At 71.4% G+C, this 17684-nt stretch carries 15 protein-coding genes; 11 read left to right on the plus strand and 4 right to left on the minus strand.

The genetic code is table 11. The features are described 5' to 3' along the window. The first annotated feature begins 1 nt into the window (after nucleotide 1). Together ACWDR4_RS02660 and ACWDR4_RS02665 are read left to right on the plus strand one after the other, a co-directional pair. Nucleotides 2–1009, plus strand: a complete 1008-nt coding sequence (locus tag ACWDR4_RS02660; RefSeq protein ID WP_450403346.1) for an ABC transporter ATP-binding protein — start codon at nucleotides 2–4, stop codon at nucleotides 1007–1009. 42 nt (nucleotides 1010–1051) lie between these two features. Next, nucleotides 1052–1786, plus strand: a complete 735-nt coding sequence (locus tag ACWDR4_RS02665) for a DUF1707 SHOCT-like domain-containing protein (RefSeq protein WP_450402941.1) — start codon at nucleotides 1052–1054, stop codon at nucleotides 1784–1786. A gap of 268 nt (nucleotides 1787–2054) precedes the next feature. Here ACWDR4_RS02665 and ACWDR4_RS02670 read toward each other — a convergent pair whose 3' ends face one another. Further along, nucleotides 2055–3401, minus strand: coding sequence for an SGNH/GDSL hydrolase family protein (locus ACWDR4_RS02670; protein WP_450402943.1), 1347 nt, complete (start codon nucleotides 3399–3401; stop codon nucleotides 2055–2057). A 249-nt stretch (nucleotides 3402–3650) separates the two neighbouring features. On the opposite strand from ACWDR4_RS02670, the gene ACWDR4_RS02675 reads away from it, so the two are divergent. Beyond that, nucleotides 3651–4979, plus strand: coding sequence for a DUF445 domain-containing protein (locus ACWDR4_RS02675; protein ID WP_450402946.1), 1329 nt, complete (start codon nucleotides 3651–3653; stop codon nucleotides 4977–4979). A 100-nt stretch (nucleotides 4980–5079) separates the two neighbouring features. Next, on the plus strand, nucleotides 5080–5586 hold the full coding sequence (locus ACWDR4_RS02680) for a hypothetical protein (RefSeq protein ID WP_450402949.1): 507 nt from the start codon (nucleotides 5080–5082) through the stop codon (nucleotides 5584–5586). A 92-nt stretch (nucleotides 5587–5678) separates the two neighbouring features. Here the strand turns inward: ACWDR4_RS02680 and ACWDR4_RS02685 are convergent, their stop codons facing one another. Further along, nucleotides 5679–6131 (minus strand): hypothetical protein, encoded by a 453-nt coding sequence (locus ACWDR4_RS02685; RefSeq protein ID WP_450402951.1) that lies wholly within the window; start codon nucleotides 6129–6131, stop codon nucleotides 5679–5681. A 95-nt stretch (nucleotides 6132–6226) separates the two neighbouring features. Between ACWDR4_RS02685 and ACWDR4_RS02690 the strand changes: the two genes are divergently transcribed. Beyond that, on the plus strand, nucleotides 6227–7183 hold the full coding sequence (locus tag ACWDR4_RS02690) for a GlxA family transcriptional regulator (RefSeq protein WP_450402955.1): 957 nt from the start codon (nucleotides 6227–6229) through the stop codon (nucleotides 7181–7183). An 84-nt stretch (nucleotides 7184–7267) separates the two neighbouring features. On the opposite strand, the gene ACWDR4_RS02695 is transcribed toward ACWDR4_RS02690, so the two are convergent. Continuing rightward, a complete protein-coding gene (locus tag ACWDR4_RS02695; protein ID WP_369033468.1) occupies nucleotides 7268–7576 on the minus strand; it encodes a hypothetical protein in 309 nt (102 codons plus the stop codon). A gap of 302 nt (nucleotides 7577–7878) precedes the next feature. Here ACWDR4_RS02695 and ACWDR4_RS02700 point away from each other — a divergent pair, with 302 nt between their 5' ends. Then, nucleotides 7879–9906, plus strand: coding sequence for a flavin monoamine oxidase family protein (locus ACWDR4_RS02700; protein ID WP_450402958.1), 2028 nt, complete (start codon nucleotides 7879–7881; stop codon nucleotides 9904–9906). A gap of 85 nt (nucleotides 9907–9991) precedes the next feature. Here the strand turns inward: ACWDR4_RS02700 and ACWDR4_RS02705 are convergent, their stop codons facing one another. Beyond that, nucleotides 9992–10963 (minus strand): NAD(P)-dependent alcohol dehydrogenase, encoded by a 972-nt coding sequence (locus ACWDR4_RS02705; RefSeq protein WP_450402961.1) that lies wholly within the window; start codon nucleotides 10961–10963, stop codon nucleotides 9992–9994. Nucleotides 10964–11025: 62 nt separating this feature from the next. Here ACWDR4_RS02705 and ACWDR4_RS02710 point away from each other — a divergent pair, with 62 nt between their 5' ends. The 5 genes from ACWDR4_RS02710 (at nucleotide 11026) to ACWDR4_RS02730 (ending at nucleotide 17684) form a co-directional block, all read left to right on the plus strand. After that, the gene (locus ACWDR4_RS02710) at nucleotides 11026–11439 is read left to right on the plus strand and encodes a DUF6924 domain-containing protein (protein ID WP_450402963.1); all 414 of its coding nucleotides are present in this window, start codon (nucleotides 11026–11028) and stop codon (nucleotides 11437–11439) included. Nucleotides 11440–11472: 33 nt separating this feature from the next. Further along, entirely contained in the window at nucleotides 11473–12195 is a 723-nt protein-coding gene (locus ACWDR4_RS02715) for a hypothetical protein (RefSeq protein ID WP_450402965.1), read from the plus strand. Nucleotides 12196–12487: 292 nt separating this feature from the next. Next, a complete protein-coding gene (locus ACWDR4_RS02720) occupies nucleotides 12488–13105 on the plus strand; it encodes a hypothetical protein (RefSeq protein ID WP_450402967.1) in 618 nt (205 codons plus the stop codon). Then, nucleotides 13102–15309, plus strand: coding sequence for a bifunctional serine/threonine-protein kinase/ABC transporter substrate-binding protein (locus ACWDR4_RS02725; protein WP_450402969.1), 2208 nt, complete (start codon nucleotides 13102–13104; stop codon nucleotides 15307–15309). Before ACWDR4_RS02720 ends, ACWDR4_RS02725 begins: the two co-directional genes overlap by 4 nt. Before the next feature lie 35 nt (nucleotides 15310–15344). Further along, the gene (locus ACWDR4_RS02730; protein WP_450403349.1) at nucleotides 15345–17684 is read left to right on the plus strand and encodes a bifunctional serine/threonine-protein kinase/ABC transporter substrate-binding protein; all 2340 of its coding nucleotides are present in this window, start codon (nucleotides 15345–15347) and stop codon (nucleotides 17682–17684) included.

A 17684-nucleotide genomic window follows, 5' to 3' on the forward strand; every position in this document is an offset into this window, starting at 1 on the left:
GATCGTGGAGCCGTTTGTGGAGTCCTTCATCGAACTGGACGGCGTCGAGAAGGTGTTCGACGTACGCAAGAAGACCGGGTTCATGCGGAGCGAGCGGCGCGAGGTACGGGCGGTCGACTCGATCTCGTTCCGGGTGGCGAGAGGGGAGATGGTCGGCTACATCGGCCCCAACGGCGCCGGGAAGTCCACGACCATCAAGATGCTGACGGGCATCCTCACCCCCAGCGGCGGCCGGCTGCGCGTGGCGGGCATCGACCCGTCCCGGGAACGCACCCGCCTCGCGCGGCGTATCGGTGTGGTGTTCGGACAGCGGACAACCTTGTGGTGGGACCTCCCGCTGATCGACTCGTACCGCCTGATGCACCGCATGTACCGGATTCCCGACGCCCGTTACAAGGAGAACCTCGACCGCTGCGTCGAACTCCTCGAACTGGCCGACCTGTTGGACGTACCGGTCCGCCAACTGTCCCTCGGCCAGCGGATGCGGGGCGACATCGCGGCGGCGCTGCTGCACGACCCCGAGGTGCTGTACCTCGACGAGCCGACGATCGGCCTGGACGTGATCTCGAAGGCGAGGGTCCGCGAGTTCCTGCGCGACCTGAACACCGAACGAGGCACGACGGTCCTGCTGACGACCCACGACCTCCAGGACATCGAACAGCTGTGCTCGCGGGTCATGGTCATCGACCATGGCCGCCTGATGTACGACGGCCCGCTGACCGGCCTGCACGAGGTGGGCGACAGCGAGCGGACCCTCGTCGTGGACCTGGAGCGCGAGCTGCCGCCGATCGAGGTGCCGTCGGCACGGGTCGTACGGGTCGAGGGGCCCCGTCAGTGGCTGGCGTTCCCGGCGTCGGAGTCGGCGGCTCCGCTGGTCGCGCGGATCGCGGCGGAGTATCCGCTGGTGGACCTGTCGGTGCGGGAGCCGGACATCGAGGCGGTGATCGCGAAGATGTACGCGGAGCAGGCGGGGAAATCAGGGGAGAAGTCGGGGAAGGCGGTCCCGTAGCGGCCCTCGCGGGGATCTGGTGGGACCTCGTAGGCTGCCTGTATGACGGACGACCTTCCGGAGCTGCGCGCCTCCGACGCCGATCGTGAACGAGTCGCCGAGGTCCTGCGGGACGCCCTCGCGGAGGGCCGGCTCGACATGGCCGAGTTCGAGGAACGGCTGGACGCGACGTACCAGGCGCGTACGTACGGTGAGTTGACGCCGATCACGCGTGACCTGCCGGGGGCCGCGGTGAACATGGTCAAGAGGCCTGTGGGGGACGGGAGTTGGCCGGACCGGATCGTCGGGGGCGAGGGGTCCTCGCGGTGGGGTGTCGCGGTCATGGGCGGGTTCCAGCGCAAGGGGCGCTGGACGATGCCCCGGCGGTTCAACACGTTCGTGTTCTGGGGCGGCGGGGAGATCGATCTGCGGGACGCGAACTTCGCGGACGGTGAGGTGGTCGTCAACTGTGCCGTGATCATGGGCGGCATGGGCGTGATCGTGCCGCCCGGCGTCGAGGTCGTGGTGCGGGGCATCGGCATCATGGGGGGCTTCGACCACAGCCAGGAAGGGGTCCTTGGCGACCCCGGTGCGCCACGGGTGATCATCCAGGGGTTCACGTTCTGGGGCGGGGTAGGGGTGTCCCGCAAACTGCCGAAGGCGGAACGACAGCGCCTGAAGGAGGAACGGCGCCAGGAGAAACTGGAACGGAGGGAGGGCCGCGAGCTTGGCGGCTCCGGCTCCGGCTCCGGTTTCCACCACGGCATGCACGACCTGCACAAGCGGGACGAGGACTGAGCCGGTAGCGCTGCTGGGCTCGGGGGTGGGTCGCGCAGCCCGGCGCTAACGGGGCGCCGCCTGCGCCCACCCGTGCCGCCCCTAGCGGCACGCATGCCCGCAGCTATGCGGGTACCTGCGAACCCCGGCCAACTGGGGCGCCCCTTCAGGGGCGCGGGGAACTGCGCGACAAGCCCCCACGGGCCCGCAGCCGAACAGCGAGGGACGGACGGGCTTTCAGGGGCGCGGGGAACTGCGCGACCAGCCCCCACCGGCCCTCAGCCGTGGCTCACAGCTTCGCCGGTGCCGCCCCCTTCAGGTTCTCCAGGTCGAAGACCTGACCCATCCGCGCGTACCCCCGGTCGCTCGGATGCAGATGGTCCCCGGAGTCGTACTCCGCCCGGAAGCGGCGCGGGTCGTACGGATCGCGCACCGCCTTGTCGAAGTCCGCGTACGCGTCGTACACCCGCCCCGCCCGGATCTGCGCGTTCACGGACTGCCGTAGCGCCTCCGTGGCCGCCGAGTAGCCGTGGAAGCCCCCGAAGGGCATCAGCGTCGCCCCCACCACCTTCAGGCCCCGCCCATGCGCCTCGGCCACCAGTTCGCGCAGCCCCGCGACGATCGAGGACGCGCTCAGGGCCTTGGGGTCGGGGGCGCGCAGGATGTCGTTGACGCCCAGGTCGATGACGACGACCTTGACGTTCGTACGGTCGAGGACGTCCCGCCCGAACCGTGTCAGCCCGCTGGCGTTGGGCGCCGGCGTGCCGATGCCACCGTGCCGCAGGACGCGGTTGCCGCCGATGCCCTGGTTGACGACGCTGTAGCGGGGCACGTCCGTGCCGGACTCCGCCGCGGAGTGGAGGCGGTCGGCCAGGACGTCCGGCCACCGGCTGTTGGTGCCCACGCTGGACGTGCTGCCCGCGGCGAGCGAGTCGCCGAGGACGACGACCGTCCCGTCGGCCTGGTTGCTGAGGACGTCCACGGCGGTGACGTACCGCCAGGCCTCGGTCTGTTCGGTGTACGCCGTGGCCGTCGGGTCCTCGGTGCGGTCGCCCACCGCCGCGTACGAGATCTGGCGGGCGCGCGGGTGGTAGGTGACCGGGCCGGACGGGACCGCCGAGTACGTCGTCACCAGGAGGTCGGTGTCGCGCGGGACGGTCACCCGGACCGCGTCCGAGACGATCTGCCGTCCGGCCGGGATCGTCACCGAGGGGCTGCCGCCGAAGGTGAGCCGGCGCATCGTCGAGGCGTCGGCGGCAGCGCTGTTCTCGGCGGCGGCGACGGCTATCGAGGCGTGCGCGATGGTCAGCGGCTGCTTGCCGTACAGGTTGGAGAGCGTGACGCGGGCACTCGTACCGCCCGCCGCCGTGTGGACGACGTTGCGCAGGGAGCGGCCGGCCAGGCCCTTCGCCTGGGTGCCCGGTTCGCCGTCGACCGGGGAGGCGGCCCAGGTGCCGACCCACGCGCCGGTGGACGCGGGGGCGACGGCGTTGCCCGAGTCGCCGCGGGCGCGGCTGACGGCCTTCGTGTGCCGGCTGCCGTCGTCGAGGGTCGCCCCGACGTAGATCGCGGCGGAAACGGCCACGACGAGCGTGACCATCGCGGCGAGCAGGCCATAACCGTGGCGCCTGGTCATGGGATGCGTGACTCCTCGTACGGCGGGGAGCGTGGGGCTCCGGTGGGCTGAGCCCATGATGCGGGATGGGCCTGTGGGCGCCCGCCGAATGCTGCGTCCGGGCTCCCTCCGGATATACGTGGGGAACTCCTGTTCCGTTCCGGGAGTAGGTCAGGAAGGGACAATGTGTGAGGGATCACGGAGAAGGATCACTGAACGGTGGAGCAAGTGGATCGAGTGGAGAGAACGGAAGCGACGGAACGGACGGAAGTGGCGGCGACAGGATCAGGGGACGGTGTGGGCGGTACGGGCGGCCGTACCGTCCCGGGGCGTGCCATGACCGCCTTCGGTCCCGCCGACGAGGAGCGCATGCGCGGCGTACGCCGGATGAAGCTCACCGCGGCCGGGCTGCTGCTCTTCGTCGCCGTCGTGTACGTCCTCGCCAAGTGGGCCGGTGACCAGGGCGCCGGTGCCTGGGCGGGCTATGTCGCCGCGGCGGCCGAGGCCGGCATGGTCGGCGCGCTGGCCGACTGGTTCGCGGTCACCGCCCTCTTCCGCCGTCCCCTCGGCCTGCCCATCCCGCACACCGCGATCATCCCCACCAAGAAGGACCAACTCGGTGTGTCGCTGGGGGAGTTCGTGGGTGAGAACTTCCTCTCCCAGGACGTCGTACGGCAGCGGCTGCGGGCCGTCGGCATCGGCAGCCGGCTCGGCGTCTGGCTCGCCGAGCCGGAGCACGCGGACCGTGTCACGGCGGAGCTGTCGGCCGCACTGCGCGGCGCGCTCACGGTCCTCCGCGACTCCGACGTCCAGGCGGTCGTCGGCGAGGCCATCACCCGGCGGGCCGACGCCCAGGAGATCGCGCCCGGCATAGGGAAGATGCTGGAGAAGGTCGTCGCCGACGGCGGCCACAAGCGGGTCGTCGACCTGATCTGCGTACGCGCCCACGACTGGCTCGTCCTGCACGAGGAGGAGGTCATGGGCGCCGTGCAGGGCGGCGCGCCCGGCTGGACGCCGAAGTTCGTCGACAAGAAGGTCGGCGAGCGCGTCTACAAGGAGCTGCTGCGCTTCGTCACCGAGATGCGCGACGCGCCCGCCCACCCGGCGCGCGGCGCCCTCGACCGTTTCCTCACCGACTTCGCCTCCGACCTCCAGTCCGACACGGACACCCGCGCGCGTGTCGAGCGGCTGAAGACCGAGGTGCTCGGGCGCGGCGAGGTCCAGGACCTGATCGCGTCCGCCTGGACGGCCGTACGCTCGATGATCGTCTCGGCGGCGGAGGACGAGCGCAGCGAGCTGCGGCTGCGCGTACGGGCGTCGCTGCTGTCGCTGGGGTCGCGGATGTCGGTCGACGCCGGGCTGCAGAACAAGGTGGACGGCTGGGTCGAGGGCGCGGCGGTGTACGTCGTGACGACCTACCAGGGCGAGATCACCTCCCTGATCACGGACACGGTCGCGGGCTGGGACGCCGAGCACACGACGAAGAAGATCGAGGCGCACATCGGCCGCGACCTGCAGTTCATCCGCATCAACGGCACGGTGGTCGGCTCACTGGCCGGCCTGCTCATCTACACGCTCTCGCGGGCGGTAGGGGTGTGACCGGCGGCAACCAGGTAGCAGCCAGGTACAGCAACCAGGTACCCGCACCTGAGTATCCGTACTCTGTCGGACCGCCCCCGAACAGGGAACCCTCGTACGTATGACCGAGATGACTGGTACTGGCACTACCGGGAAGCTGCTCCGGCCGCTGGGGGCGCGTCCCTGGGCCGAGCGCTGGCTGACGCGCGCACTCGGCGTCGTGGTCGCTTCGGCGTCGTACGTCGTCTGCGTCCCCTGGGATCTGCGCAACCGCGTCGAGAGCGTGGGCTCGACCCAGGAGACGACCCCGGTGACGGGCGTCGGGGTAGTCGCCCTGGGCGTCGTACTCCTCCTCCTGGCCGCCTACTTCGGCTACCGCGACAGCCGGGGCTGGCCCCTGCTGCTGGTGGCGGTCCCCCCGGCGGCCCTCATGTACATCTCCCTGCGCACGCATACCGGCCCACCCGACGGCTTCGCCAACGCCTGGCCCCTGACCTGGGCCTTCTTCACCCTGGTGATCGCGGCGGGCGCACTGGTCGCGGCGGGAGTGGGCCGAGCGTTCCGGGTGGAGGAGGAGTCGATGGAGGGTTTGGTGTCGGCCGTGAGCTCCCAGCGGGGCCTGCGGTGAACCCCTAGGGGCGCGGGGCTGTATCGATTTGCGGCTACCGCCGCGTGGGCGCGACCAGCCACGACGAACCCGCAGACGACGTACTACCGGCCCTACGCCCCTGTAGTGGAACCCGGGCGCACGATCATCAACACCGTCACCGTCGCCCACAACAGGTTGAACACCCCGGTGAACATCCCGAGTTGAACGGTCACCGCCCGATCCGCCCCACCCTCGACGAGCAGACTCTCCTGCCGAGGCAGCACCAGCACAACAAGCACGATCGCCGCCGCCACAGTCAGCCCCATGGAAACGATCAACCACGCATCGCCCATCACCCCCATACTGCTCGCCGTAGCGATCCCGAACACAGGCACGGCGATGCCGACTCCCGCGTACACCCGGCAGATCCGATGCAGCAGCCGTACGACCTCACGCGCCCGGAGATCGTCGGGCGCCGCAAGCACCTTCCGCGCGCTGGGCGGGAACATGCTGGCCGCGACGGTGACGGGACCGACGGCGACGATCGCGGCAAGGACATGGACGGCGAGGAGAAACTTGGTCACGGGGTGACGCTAGGCGCGGGGGAGGGGCACGCAGAAGTGGCGGTTCTGCCAGGGGTCAACGGATTCTCGCCAGGGCCGGCCTCTACGCTCTCACCATGCACACCGTCGCTGTACTGGCCCTCGACGGGGTCATCCCGTTCGATCTCTCCGCGCCGATCGACACCTTCGGCTGGGCGCGGTTGCCGGACGGGCGGGAGGCGTACCGCGTACGGGTCTGTTCGGTGACGGCGGGGGACGAGGTGGGCGCGGGGCCGTTCAGCGTCCGGGCGCCGTACGGGCTCGACGCGCTCGCGGACGCCGACACGATCATCCTGCCGGGCACCGCCGACCCGACCCTGCCGTTGCCGCCGGGCGTCGCGGAGGCGCTGTGCGCGGCGGCGGCGAACGGGACACGGATCGCCTCGATCTGCGTCGGCGCGTTCCTCTTCGCGGCGACGGGACTGCTGGACGGGCTGCGCGCGACCACGCACTGGATCGCCGCCCAGGATCTCGCGGCCATGTACCCGAAGGTGACCGTCGACCCGAACGTCCTCTACGTCGACAACGGCCGGTTCCTCACCTCGGCGGGCGCGGCGGCGGCCATGGACATGTGCCTGCACATGATCCGCAACGACCACGGCTCGGCGGTCGCCGCGCAGACGGCCCGGATGTGCGTGATGCCCCTCGAACGGGAGGGCGGGCAGGCCCAGTTCATCGTCCAGGCCCAGCCGCCGGCCCCGGCGGGCGCGACGATGGAACCGGTGCTGCGCTGGCTGGAGGAGCAGGCGGACCGGGACGACCTGACCCTGGCCGACATCGCGGCACAGGCCGGCATGAGCACCCGTACCCTGAACCGCCGTTTCCGCGAGCAGACCGGTACGACGCCCCTGCAGTGGCTGCACCGGGCGCGCGTGCGGCGGGCGCAGCACCTGCTGGAGACGACGACCTACCCGGTCGAACGGATCGCCGCCCAGACGGGTTTCGGCTCACCGACGGCCTTCCGGGACCGCTTCAAGAGGGTGGTAGGAACAAGCCCGCACACATACAGAAGGACATTCCAGACAGCCCCCTAGAAGGGCGGGCCGCAGGCCCCCCCTTTTAGGGGCGCGGGGAACTGCGCGACCAGCCACAACGGCGCCGCACCGGACAGACAACCCCTAACGCCGGTCGGCGACAACCCAGGACGCGAGCGCGACAGCCCCGGCGACCCCGAACACCGCCGGCCATGCACCCACCTTCTTGGCCAGGGGGTGCGATCCCGCGAAGGCGCCGACATACGCGACGGTCAGCGCCCCGGCGGCAGCCACCCCCGCCTGCTCCCGCCACTGCTGCGCGGCGACAGTCCCCGCGACGGCCAGTACGGCCCCGCCGAGCTGCCGGTTCCTGCTCCAGCGGGCGACGCCGTACCCGCCGACGAGCCCGCCGGCCGCCACGAGCGCCGTAGGAACCTTCGTCGTCTTCGCCATGGTGGCCTGCCTCCCGCGCGGTCGGTCATGTCGTACGGGGCGAGGCTAACGCGTGATCCTGGACGCCTCGTCCGGCGGGGTGGCGGCGGCCCGGTGGGCGCCCAGCCGCGATCCAGGTTCAGGAAAAACAAGGCCGGTCCCGTCCGAATACCGGGAGGGCCCGCCGAGACGCTTGTACGACGAGATGAAGGCGTTTCTCGCCTCCCGGTGACCAGCCGATCTCAGTGGTTCGAGTGGTTTGCGGTCCTCTTCCGTGTGAATGCGCTTACTCCGCACGGCCCATGCGCCAAGAGTGAAACGTGATGAGCACACAGAACCTGAGCACACAGCAGAGTGAAGAGCAGCTCGCTCCGAGTGCTTCACCCGCCTCCCCACCCTCGCGCCGCGCCGTGGTCACGGCGACCGGTGCCTCGGCGCTCGCCGCCGGGCTCGCCGTCGCCTCCGCCGCGCCCGCGACCGCGCTGAGTCCTGCCACCGCACCCTCGACGGCACCGGCCACGGCACCGGCCACGGCACCGGCCACGGCGCCGCCCGGCATCGACCACCAGGCGTACCGGACGGTCGCCCGCGCCATCGCCGTCTACGACGAGCACGACAACTCCCTTGTCCCCGCATACCTCAGGGCCATCGAGAACGGCCTGCCCGCCGGGCGGGCGAAGGCCACGAAACGCGTGCTGGTCATCGGCGCCGGACCGGCCGGCCTGCTCGCGGCCGACCTGCTCAACCGGGCGGGCCACGAGGTCGTCGTGATCGAGGCCAACGGCAATCGCGTCGGCGGGCGCATCAAGACCTTCCGCAAGGGCGGCCACGAGAACGGCGAGCAGCCGTTCGCCGACCCCAGGCAGTACGCCGAGGCCGGGGCCATGCGGCTGCCCGACAGCCACCCGCTCCTCATGGCGCTGATCAAGAAGTTCGACCTCGCGCGCCAGGAGTTCTATCTGGTGGACGTGGACGTCGACAACCCGGAGCGGAAGGCCAACCGCACCTGGATCCATGTCAACGGCGTGCACATGCGCCGCGCCGACTACGAGAAGAACCCCGAAAAGATCAACGACACCTTCGGCGTCACCGGCCCCAACCGCACGAAGACCGCCTCCGCCATCCTCACCGAGGCCCTCGCACCCGCACGTCGGCTGGTCCAGGACAAGGAAGGAACCGCCCTCGTCAACGGGTGGATCACGGTCCTGAAGAAGTACGGTCACTGGTCCATGTACCGGTATCTCACCGAGGTCGCCGGGCTCGACACCAGGACCGTCGACCTCATCGGCACGATCCAGAACCTGACCTCGCGGCTGCACCTCTCCTTCGTGCACAGCTTCCTCTCCAGCGTGCTGATCGCCCCGAGCACCAAGTTCTGGGAGCTCAAGGGCGGCACAGCGGTGCTTGCCGACGCGCTGTACGCGCCGGTGAAGGGAAAGGTCAGGCTCGACCGGCGCGCCGTACGCATCGAACGCGACGGCGGCAAGGTGAGGGTGCACACCGTGTCGGAGGAGTGCCAGACCGGCGAGGGGGGTGCCACCGAGGTCTTCGAGGGCGACGAGGCGATCGTCACAGTCCCCTTCTCCGGACTGCGCCACGTGACCTTCGACCCGCCGCTCTCCTACGGCAAGCGCCGGGCCGTCACGGAGCTGCACTACGACGCCGCGACCAAGGTGCTGGTGGAGTTCTCCCAGCGCTGGTGGGAGTTCACCGAGGAGCAGTGGCGGGAGGCGCTGAACTCCATCGAGGGCAATCTCTACGACAAGTACCGGGCGGGCGGGGTCAGGGACGCCAGGCACCTAGGCGCGCACGCGTCCGTGAAGAACCTGGGCGTGACGATCCCCGGCGGACTCAAGGAGTGCTTCACCGTCTTCCGGCCCGGGCCCGGCGTGAGCGGCGAACCGGAGGCCGCGCATGTCCGTGGCGGCGGATCCGTGAGCGACAACGCCAACCGCTTCATGTACTTCGAACACGCGAGCCCCATGGAGGGCAGCGACGGAGGAGTCATGCTCGCCTCCTACAGCTGGGCGGACGACGCCCTCAAGTGGGACGCGTTCGCCGACGAGGAGCGGTATCTGCGCGCGCTCGCCGGGATCCAGGCCGTCTTCGGCCGCCGGTGCGAGGTCTTCTTCACCAACAAGTGCAGGACACAGTCCTGGATGCGCGACCACTACGCCTACGGTGAGGCTTCCGTCCTCTTCCCCGGCCAGCACGCGGAACTGTTCCCCGACGTCCCGACCTCCGAGGGGCCGCTGCACTTCGCGGGCTGCCACACCTCCATCAAGCCCGCCTGGATCGAAGGCGCACTCGAATCCGCTGTCCGGACAGCACTGAAGGTCCACACGGGCTGAACCGGCAGGGGCTTCCGCTACGCCGGACTGGGCTCTTCTGCACTCGGTTGAGGCCAGTTGGGGCTGCAGCCGAGGTCGGTTCAGGTCAGTCCGGCGGTACGACGGTGATGACCACGTTCCCGATCTTCTGGCCGGTCTCGACGTACCGGTAGGCGTCGGCGATCCGCTCCAGCGGGTACCGCCGGTCGATGACAGGCCTGAACTCCCCGGCCGCCATCAGCTCCCGGAGGAACCGCACCATCTCCTGACCCTCCACGGGGAAGGGGAACAGCACCTTCCGCCCCCGGAACAGCGGTGTGACGAGCGGCAGGAGCAGGTTCTGGCCCCAGGGGCCCAACTCCGAGGACGAATACGCCCCGCCAGGCTTCAACAGCCGCCTGCAGCGCCCGAACGTACTCTTGCCGACGGCGTCGAGCACCACGTCGTAGCGCTGCTCGTCCCGGGTGAAGTCCCGGGCGGTGCGGTCGACGACCCGGTCCGCGCCGAGCCCCTTCACCAGCTCCAGATGCGCCGTGTCGCACACCGCGGTCACGGTTGCCCCGCGCTGCTTCAGCAACTGCACCGCCGCCGAGCCGATACCGCCGGTCGCCCCGTACACGAGGACGTCGTGCCCGGCCCCGACGCCCGACTTCCTGACGAACGCCAGCGCGTAGTGCGCGCCCTCGGTACCGGGAGCGGCCTCCTCGAAGGTCATGCCGCCCGGCATGGTCGCGACGGCCCCGTCGTGCGGAACGGACACGTACTCGGCATGGGTTCCGAACGGGCCCTCGTTGTACCCGAACACCCGGTCACCGACGGCGAAGGACAGGACGCCGCCGCCGACCGCCTCCACCACGCCCGCGTACTCCGTGCCGAGCACGGTGAGCCGCGGCCGGGTGAGCCCGGTGAGCGCGCGCATGAAGAAGGGCCGGGCGGCGCGGTAGGCGCAGTCGGTCCGGTTGACGGTCGTCGCGTGCACCCTCACCAGGAGGTCGTGATCTCCGACCGAGGGCTTGTCCATCTCGACGATCCGGACGACGTCCGGGGGTCCGTACCGGTCACGCACGGCTGCCTTCATGGGCGGACTGTAGCGGCGACGCGCCTCGGTCCACACCTCCGCAGCGGCAGTACTCTGCGCGGATGACCGAACAACTGCCGTGCACCGCAGGCACGTTGGTGCTGCGTACCGACTTCTCCGGCGACACCGAGTGGGAGGCCCTGGGCCAGGCCCTCGCCACACCGAGCGAGGACGACTTCCTGCCGTACGTCGAACTCGTCACCGACCAGCGGTTCGCCGGACTGACGACGGAGGAGGCGCTCGCCGCGCTCCCGGCCGCGTACGAGCACCCGATCCTCGTCCTGGCGGACGCGCCGGCCCTGGCCTCGCGGGAGTTCCCCCTTCTCGTCGTGGATCTGCGGCAGGAGTACGGGCGTTGTCTCCGGGTCGTGGCGAGCGAGCTGTGGGGCATCGAGAACAACCTGTCGATCGCGAACATGGACTTCTGGGAGTTCGCGGCGGCTGTCGACCAGGACGGAGTGCACCGGGGCTTCTGACCCACCGGCCCCGCGCTCCGTTACTGTGCGCGAATGTCAAACACGCGCACGTACGGCGGCTACCGGACGGGCGGCCTGTGGATCGCGGCCGGGATCTCGTTCGGCGCGGTGGTGGTCGGCTCGGCGCTGGCGCTGTTCGGCATGCTGGAGTTCGACGAGCAGTGCGCGCAGGGGTTGGTGACGGGCCCGGGCAAGCTGGGGGACATCCGGAACCGGGCCTTTCCCCCGGCCACGATCTGCGAGTTCGAGCACGGGGACGTGACGTCCATCGGGGGCGGGTTCGTCCTCGGCGGGCTGTTGTGGCTCAGCATGCTGGTCCTGGTCGTCTGCCTGCTCGTGGCCCTGGTCGCGGAGTGGTTCGAGCCACGGCTCGGCGGCGCTCTGGTGATGCCGGTGTCCAGGGCCGCGAAGTTGCGCCGTACAGCGGTGGCCTTCTTCGTGACCGGCTCGGCGTTCCTGATGTTCTACGCACTGGCCGGCTGGAAGCTGCTCGCGGGCCCGTCGTCGGCCTGCGCGGCGGGCGCGGACTGGAAGTACAACCCGCCGACGACTCTGTCGTACAGCTTCCTTCCACCGCAGGCGACCTGCCGGTTCACCAGCGGTCTGACGCGACGGATGAACCCGGACTGGGTGGCCTCACTGGCAACGGAGTTGACCGTGCCGGCGCTGATCGCCGGGGTGGGGTTCGGGCTCGCGTGGGGGCGTTGGCGGGAGGAGAGACGGGCAATCCGTCAACGGGAGGCGGCCATTTCGTAGTGCGCCGGAGGCATAGTCGCTACGCTCCACGCGGGGGCAACACGGTTGCGGAGTGGGGGCGTTGACGGTGATCCGAAGACCTGCGCGGCGGTGCTGCGGCGTCTTACTGGCCACCGGCCTGTTACTGGCCGGTTGTTCAGGAACGGGAGGGGGCGGGACCGCCGATTCCGCTGATTCCGCCAAGCCCGCCGGTTCCGAGGGCGCGGCTGCGAGCAGCGGCACACGTTCCAGCCCGGCCCCGACTCCCACCTCCGCCACCACAGGTCTGGGCTTCACCCCCGACCCCGACCGCGTGCCGAAGACCCGCGCGGAGGCCCTGCGCCTGGCCCGCGCCGTCGCCGCGGCGCCCGTCAACTGGGGCCCCGGCTTCGTGAAGCGCGACCCGTACGAGAGTGACCCCGCCTTCCGGCCCGCGCTCGACGTGAACTGCGTCTGGCAGCGCGAGCGGCTGCCCGAGACGGTGCTCGCCACCCTCACCCGCTACAGCGAACTGCCCGCCGAGGACGGCAAGGGCCCGATCCGTGTCGCCGCGGTCGTCACCGTGCACCGGGCCGAGACGGACGCCGACTGGGAGATGGCCGGGACCCTCGAAGAAGCGCTGCGCTGCCCCGACCAGCAGCTCCGCCAGGGCGAGCGGATCACCGAACTGAGCTCCCAGGGGACGGACTACGGCCTGCGGAACAACTTCACCTCCGAGGACACGCTCGCGGAATACGGCAAGTACTTCAGCGACGAACTCGGCGGCCCCCTCTACTACCACTGGGTGCAGAGCCGCGTGGGCCAGGTCACCGTGGCCGGCGTCGGCAGGGGCGCCGAGGGCCGGACCGACGCAGAGGTCGACGCCGCGCTGACTCAGGGAGTGACCCGGATGCTGAGCCTCGCCGAGGACGGACTGGAGGCGCCGGAATGAGCGTCCCGCTGCTCCCCACCGACCCCTCCTCGATCGGCGGACACCGGCTGCTGGCCCGGCTCGGTGCCGGCGGCATGGGCGTGGTCTACCTCGGCCGTACGGAGGCCGGGACACTGACCGCCGTCAAGGTCATCCAGGCCGAGTACGCGGACGATCCGGACTTCCGAGCCCGGTTCCGCCGTGAGGTCGAGACGGCCCGCCGGGTCAGCAGCCCCTGGGCGGTACCGGTCACCGGCGCCGACCCGGACGCGGCGGCGCCCTGGCTGGCCACCGCCTTCGTGCCGGGCCCCTCGCTGGAGGAGGCGGTCGCCCGGCACGGTCCGCTGCCCGCCCGGAGCGTGCGCGTCCTGGGCCGCATGCTCGCCGCCGCACTGCGCGAGGTGCATGCCGCCGGCCTTGTCCACCGCGACGTCAAGCCCGCCAACGTCCTGCTGGCCGTGGACGGTCCGCGCCTGATCGACTTCGGGATCGCCCGCGCGACCGACGAGACCGCGATCACCTCCGCCGACATGGTCGTCGGCACGCCCGGTTTCCTCTCCCCCGAACAGGCCGAGGCACGCGGCGCGGAGGTGGGCCCGCCGAGCGACGTCTTCTCGCTGGGCTGTCTGCTGGCGTACGCGGCGAGCGGCCGTCCGCCGTTCGGCACCGGCACGGTCGACGCCCTGCTCTACCGCACGGTCCACGACGAACCCGACCTCGCGGGCATCGAAGCCGAGGAATCCGAGGTAAGCGGGGAAGGCGGGGAATCCGGGGAATCCGGGGAAGGCACAGCGGGCGTCGAGTTGCTGACGCTGCTGCGCCTCTGCCTGGCGAAGGACCCGGCGGACCGTCCGACGGCCGAGCAGATCGGCACGGTCCTGCTGGTCGAGGACGCGATCCCCGAGGGCGGGCAGCTCGACTGGCTGCCCGAGGACGTCGTACAGGTGATCGCCGAGCGTTCGGCCGAGATGCTGGCGCTCCCCGACATCGAGCCGACCGTCGTCGACGCACCGGACGACACGGCGCCGGCGTCGCCCGGCCGCCGGCGGCTGCTCCTGGCCTCCGGCGCGGCGGTGCTCCTGGCGGCGGGCGGGGCCGCGGCCTGGGCCGCCCTGCGCGACGAGGACGACCCGGCCGCACCGGCGGCCCGCCGCTGGGCCCTCGGCGTACAGGCGGATCTGAGCGGGGCGCAGAAGACGGTGGGGCAGGCGCAGGAGCGGGGCGCGCGGCTGGCGGTCGAGCAGTTCAACTCCCGTAGGAACAAGCCCTTCGAGCTGACCCTCAAGACCGCCGACGACGGCGGCAGCGCGGAGCGGGCGCCGGCCGCCGCCAAGAAGCTGATCGGGGACGCCGACGTGCTCGCCGTGCTCGGCCCGACCAGCAGCGCGACGGCCCAGGCGGTCCTCGGCACGTACGACGAGGCACTGCTGCCGCTGCTCTCTGTCTCGGCCGGAGAACTGACCCTGGCCAGTGAGGAGTACCGGTCCTTCCTCCAGTGCCGCCCCAGTGACGCGGCCGTCGCCCTCCCGATCAGCATCCACCTCCTGCGGCAGACGGACACGCGGCGCCCCGGGCTGCTCCAGGACCGCACCGGGAGCACGTACGCCCAGGAGACCGCCACGATCACCGCCTGGATGCTGCGCGAGATGAGCCGGCCGGCCTACCCCCGGGTGATCCCGGCGGGCACGGACGACCTGGGACCCGTCATCGCCGACATGCTGCGCGCCGGGATCGGCTCCTTCGCCTACGCCGGCTACGCCCAGGGCGCGGCCCGGGCGGCCCTGGAACTGTCGGCGGCCGGGTTCGACAGCCCGCGGATCGCCTCGCAGGCCGTGATCGACCCGGCCTTCCTGGAGCTGGCGGGGGACGCGGCCGAGGGGTGGGTGCTGTGCTCCTCCTTCGTCGACCCCACCGCCGTGCCCGCGGCGGCGGCTTTCACCGCCGCTTTCCGCAAGCGCTACGGTGCCGCGCCCGGCTACTACGCCGCCGAGGCGTACGACACCGTCAACCTGGTCCTCCAGGAGCTGGTGAAGGCCACGAGGCGCGGACGGCCGCCGGGCCGCAAGGAGTTGGTGGGCCTGCTGCGCAAGAGCAGCTACCAGGGCATCACCAAGCAGTTCACCTTCAGGCCGGCGGACGGCCAGTTCACCGGCTGGGGAATCTTCCTGCACCGGGTCGAGGGCGGCCGGTTCCGCTTCGTCGGCGAAGCCCCCAAAGAGCTGTAGCGGTGAGCGGGATGCACTCGGAGAGCCACGTAGGAGTGCACCCGCTCAAGCCGGGCGACCCGCCCTCCGTCGGCGGCCACCGGCTGCTCGGCCGGCTCGGCGCGGGCGGTATGGGCGTGGTCTACCTGGCCCGCTCGACGGGCGGGGCGCTGGTCGCGCTGAAGGTGATCCGCGCCGAGTACGCGGCCGACCCCGACTTCCGCACCCGGTTCCGCCGCGAGGCCGAGGCGGCGGGCGGACTCACCGGGCGCTGGGTCGTCCCGGTCACGGCGGCGGAACCGGAGGCCCACGAGCCCTGGCTGGCGACCGGCTTCGTCCCCGGCCCCTCGCTCGCCGAGGCCGTCACGCTGCACGGGCCGCTGCCGGAACGTACGGTACGAGCCCTGGGCGCCCGCCTCGCCGAGGCGCTCACCGAGGTGCACGCGGCGGGCCTGGTGCACCGGGACGTCAAGCCGCACAACGTCCTGCTCGCCCTGGACGGCCCCCGGCTGATCGACTTCGGCATCGCGCGCTCCACCACGGCCACCGCGCTGACCGCGACCGACGTGGTGATCGGCTCGCCCGGCTACCTCTCACCTGAGCAGGCGCAGGCACGGTCCGGCGACATCGGCCCGCCGAGCGACGTCTTCTCGCTGGGCTGCGTCCTGGCGTACGCGGCGACCGGCCGCCGCCCGTTCGGCACGGGCACGGCGGCGGCCGTCATCTTCCGCACGGTCCACGAGGAACCGGACCTCGACGCCGCGCCGTGGACGCTGGTCCCACTGCTCACGGGCTGCCTTGCCAAGGACCCGGGAGCGAGGCCGACGGCGCGGGAGGTACGGGATGCGCTGGCGGGTGTGGGTGGTGGGGCGGGTGGCGGTGGTGGCGGTGGTGCCGGTGGTGCCGGTGGGGCCGGTGCGGGTGGTGCGGGTGGACAGGGGAGCGAACGGGGGAGCGCGCAGGAAGGCTCTCGGGGGAGCGTGGGGGAAAGCTCTCGGGAGAGCGCGCGCGAAGGCTCTCGGGAGGACGGCTGGGAGGATGCCGGAGAGGACGACAGGGAGGATGCCTGGCTGCCGCCCGCGCTGCCCCGGCTGATCGCGGAACGCTCGGCCGCTGTCCTGGCCCTGCCCGACCCCGGGCCGGCCACGCTCGTACAGCCGCCGGAGCAGCCCACGCTCTCCCGGCGCCGCCTGCTGACCCTGGGCTCGGCGGCCGGAGTTGCCCTGACCGGCGGCGGACTCGCTGCCTGGGCCGCCTCAAGACCGGCGTCGGGCGGTGCCGCCTCGACAGGCTCCGGACCCCTGCCCCAGTACGTCATCGGGCTGCACGCGGACCTGTCCGGAGCGGACAAGGCGATCGGCCGGGCCCAGGAGCGGGGCGCGCGGCTGGCCGTGGAGCACGTCAACTCCCGCCCTCGTGACGGCCGTACCTTCGACCTGGCCCTGAAGGTCCTCGACGACGCGGGACAGGCGAAGCGGGCCGTGGAGGTGGCCGGCAGGTTCGTCGCGGACCGCGACGTGCTCGTCGTCATCGGCCCGACCGGCAACGCCTCGTCCGAGGCCGCCACCGCCCCCTACGAGAAGGCCCTGCTGCCCTACGTGACCGTCTCCTCCGGCGTCAACGTGTACTCGAAGACCGCCACCCGCGCGTTCTTCCAGCTCAGACCCGACGAGGCTTCTCTGTCGACGGCCTTCATCCACTACCTCACCCACACCGAGAAGAGCCGCAGGACCGCCCTCGTCGACGACAGGGCGGCAAGCCGCGTCAGCTGGCAGATCGTCAAGGACCTGGCCACGTACCCACCCTCCGAGGGCACGACCACGACCCATGTCGTCCCCGCGGACAGCGAGGACTTCGGCCCGGTCGCCGCCGCCGTGCTCGCCTCCGGGGCGGAGGCCGTGGTGTACGGCGGGATCTCACCGAGCCGGGCCGCCCGCTGCGCCCGCGAGCTGCGACAGGCCGGCTTCCGGGGTACGTGCATGGCGCCGGAACCCGTCCTGGGGGCCGCGTTCCTCACGGAGGCGGGCCCGGCGGCCGAGGGCTGGGTGATCGCCACGACCTACGTCGACCCGACCGCACTGCCCGCCGCGTCCAGCTTCGTGACGACGTACAGGAAGCGCTTCGCGGTACGCGCCGTAGAGCACTTCGCGCTGGAGGCGTACGACGCGCTGCTCTTCGTCGCCCAGGGCCTGCGCGAGCTGGGCGACGCCGAGGCCGCCGAGCGGGGCGCCATGGTGCGCAGACTCCGGGCGACCACGTACAAGGGGCTCGCCAAGACCATCGAATTCGACGCACCGGTCGGCGAGTTCCACTGGGTCGGCGGGCTCTTCCTCCACCGTGTGCGGAACGGGACGCCGCGCTTCTTGGGCCGCTACGACCAGGTCAAGGAGACTTGA

The organism is Streptomyces sp. NPDC000878 (assembly GCF_053599695.1).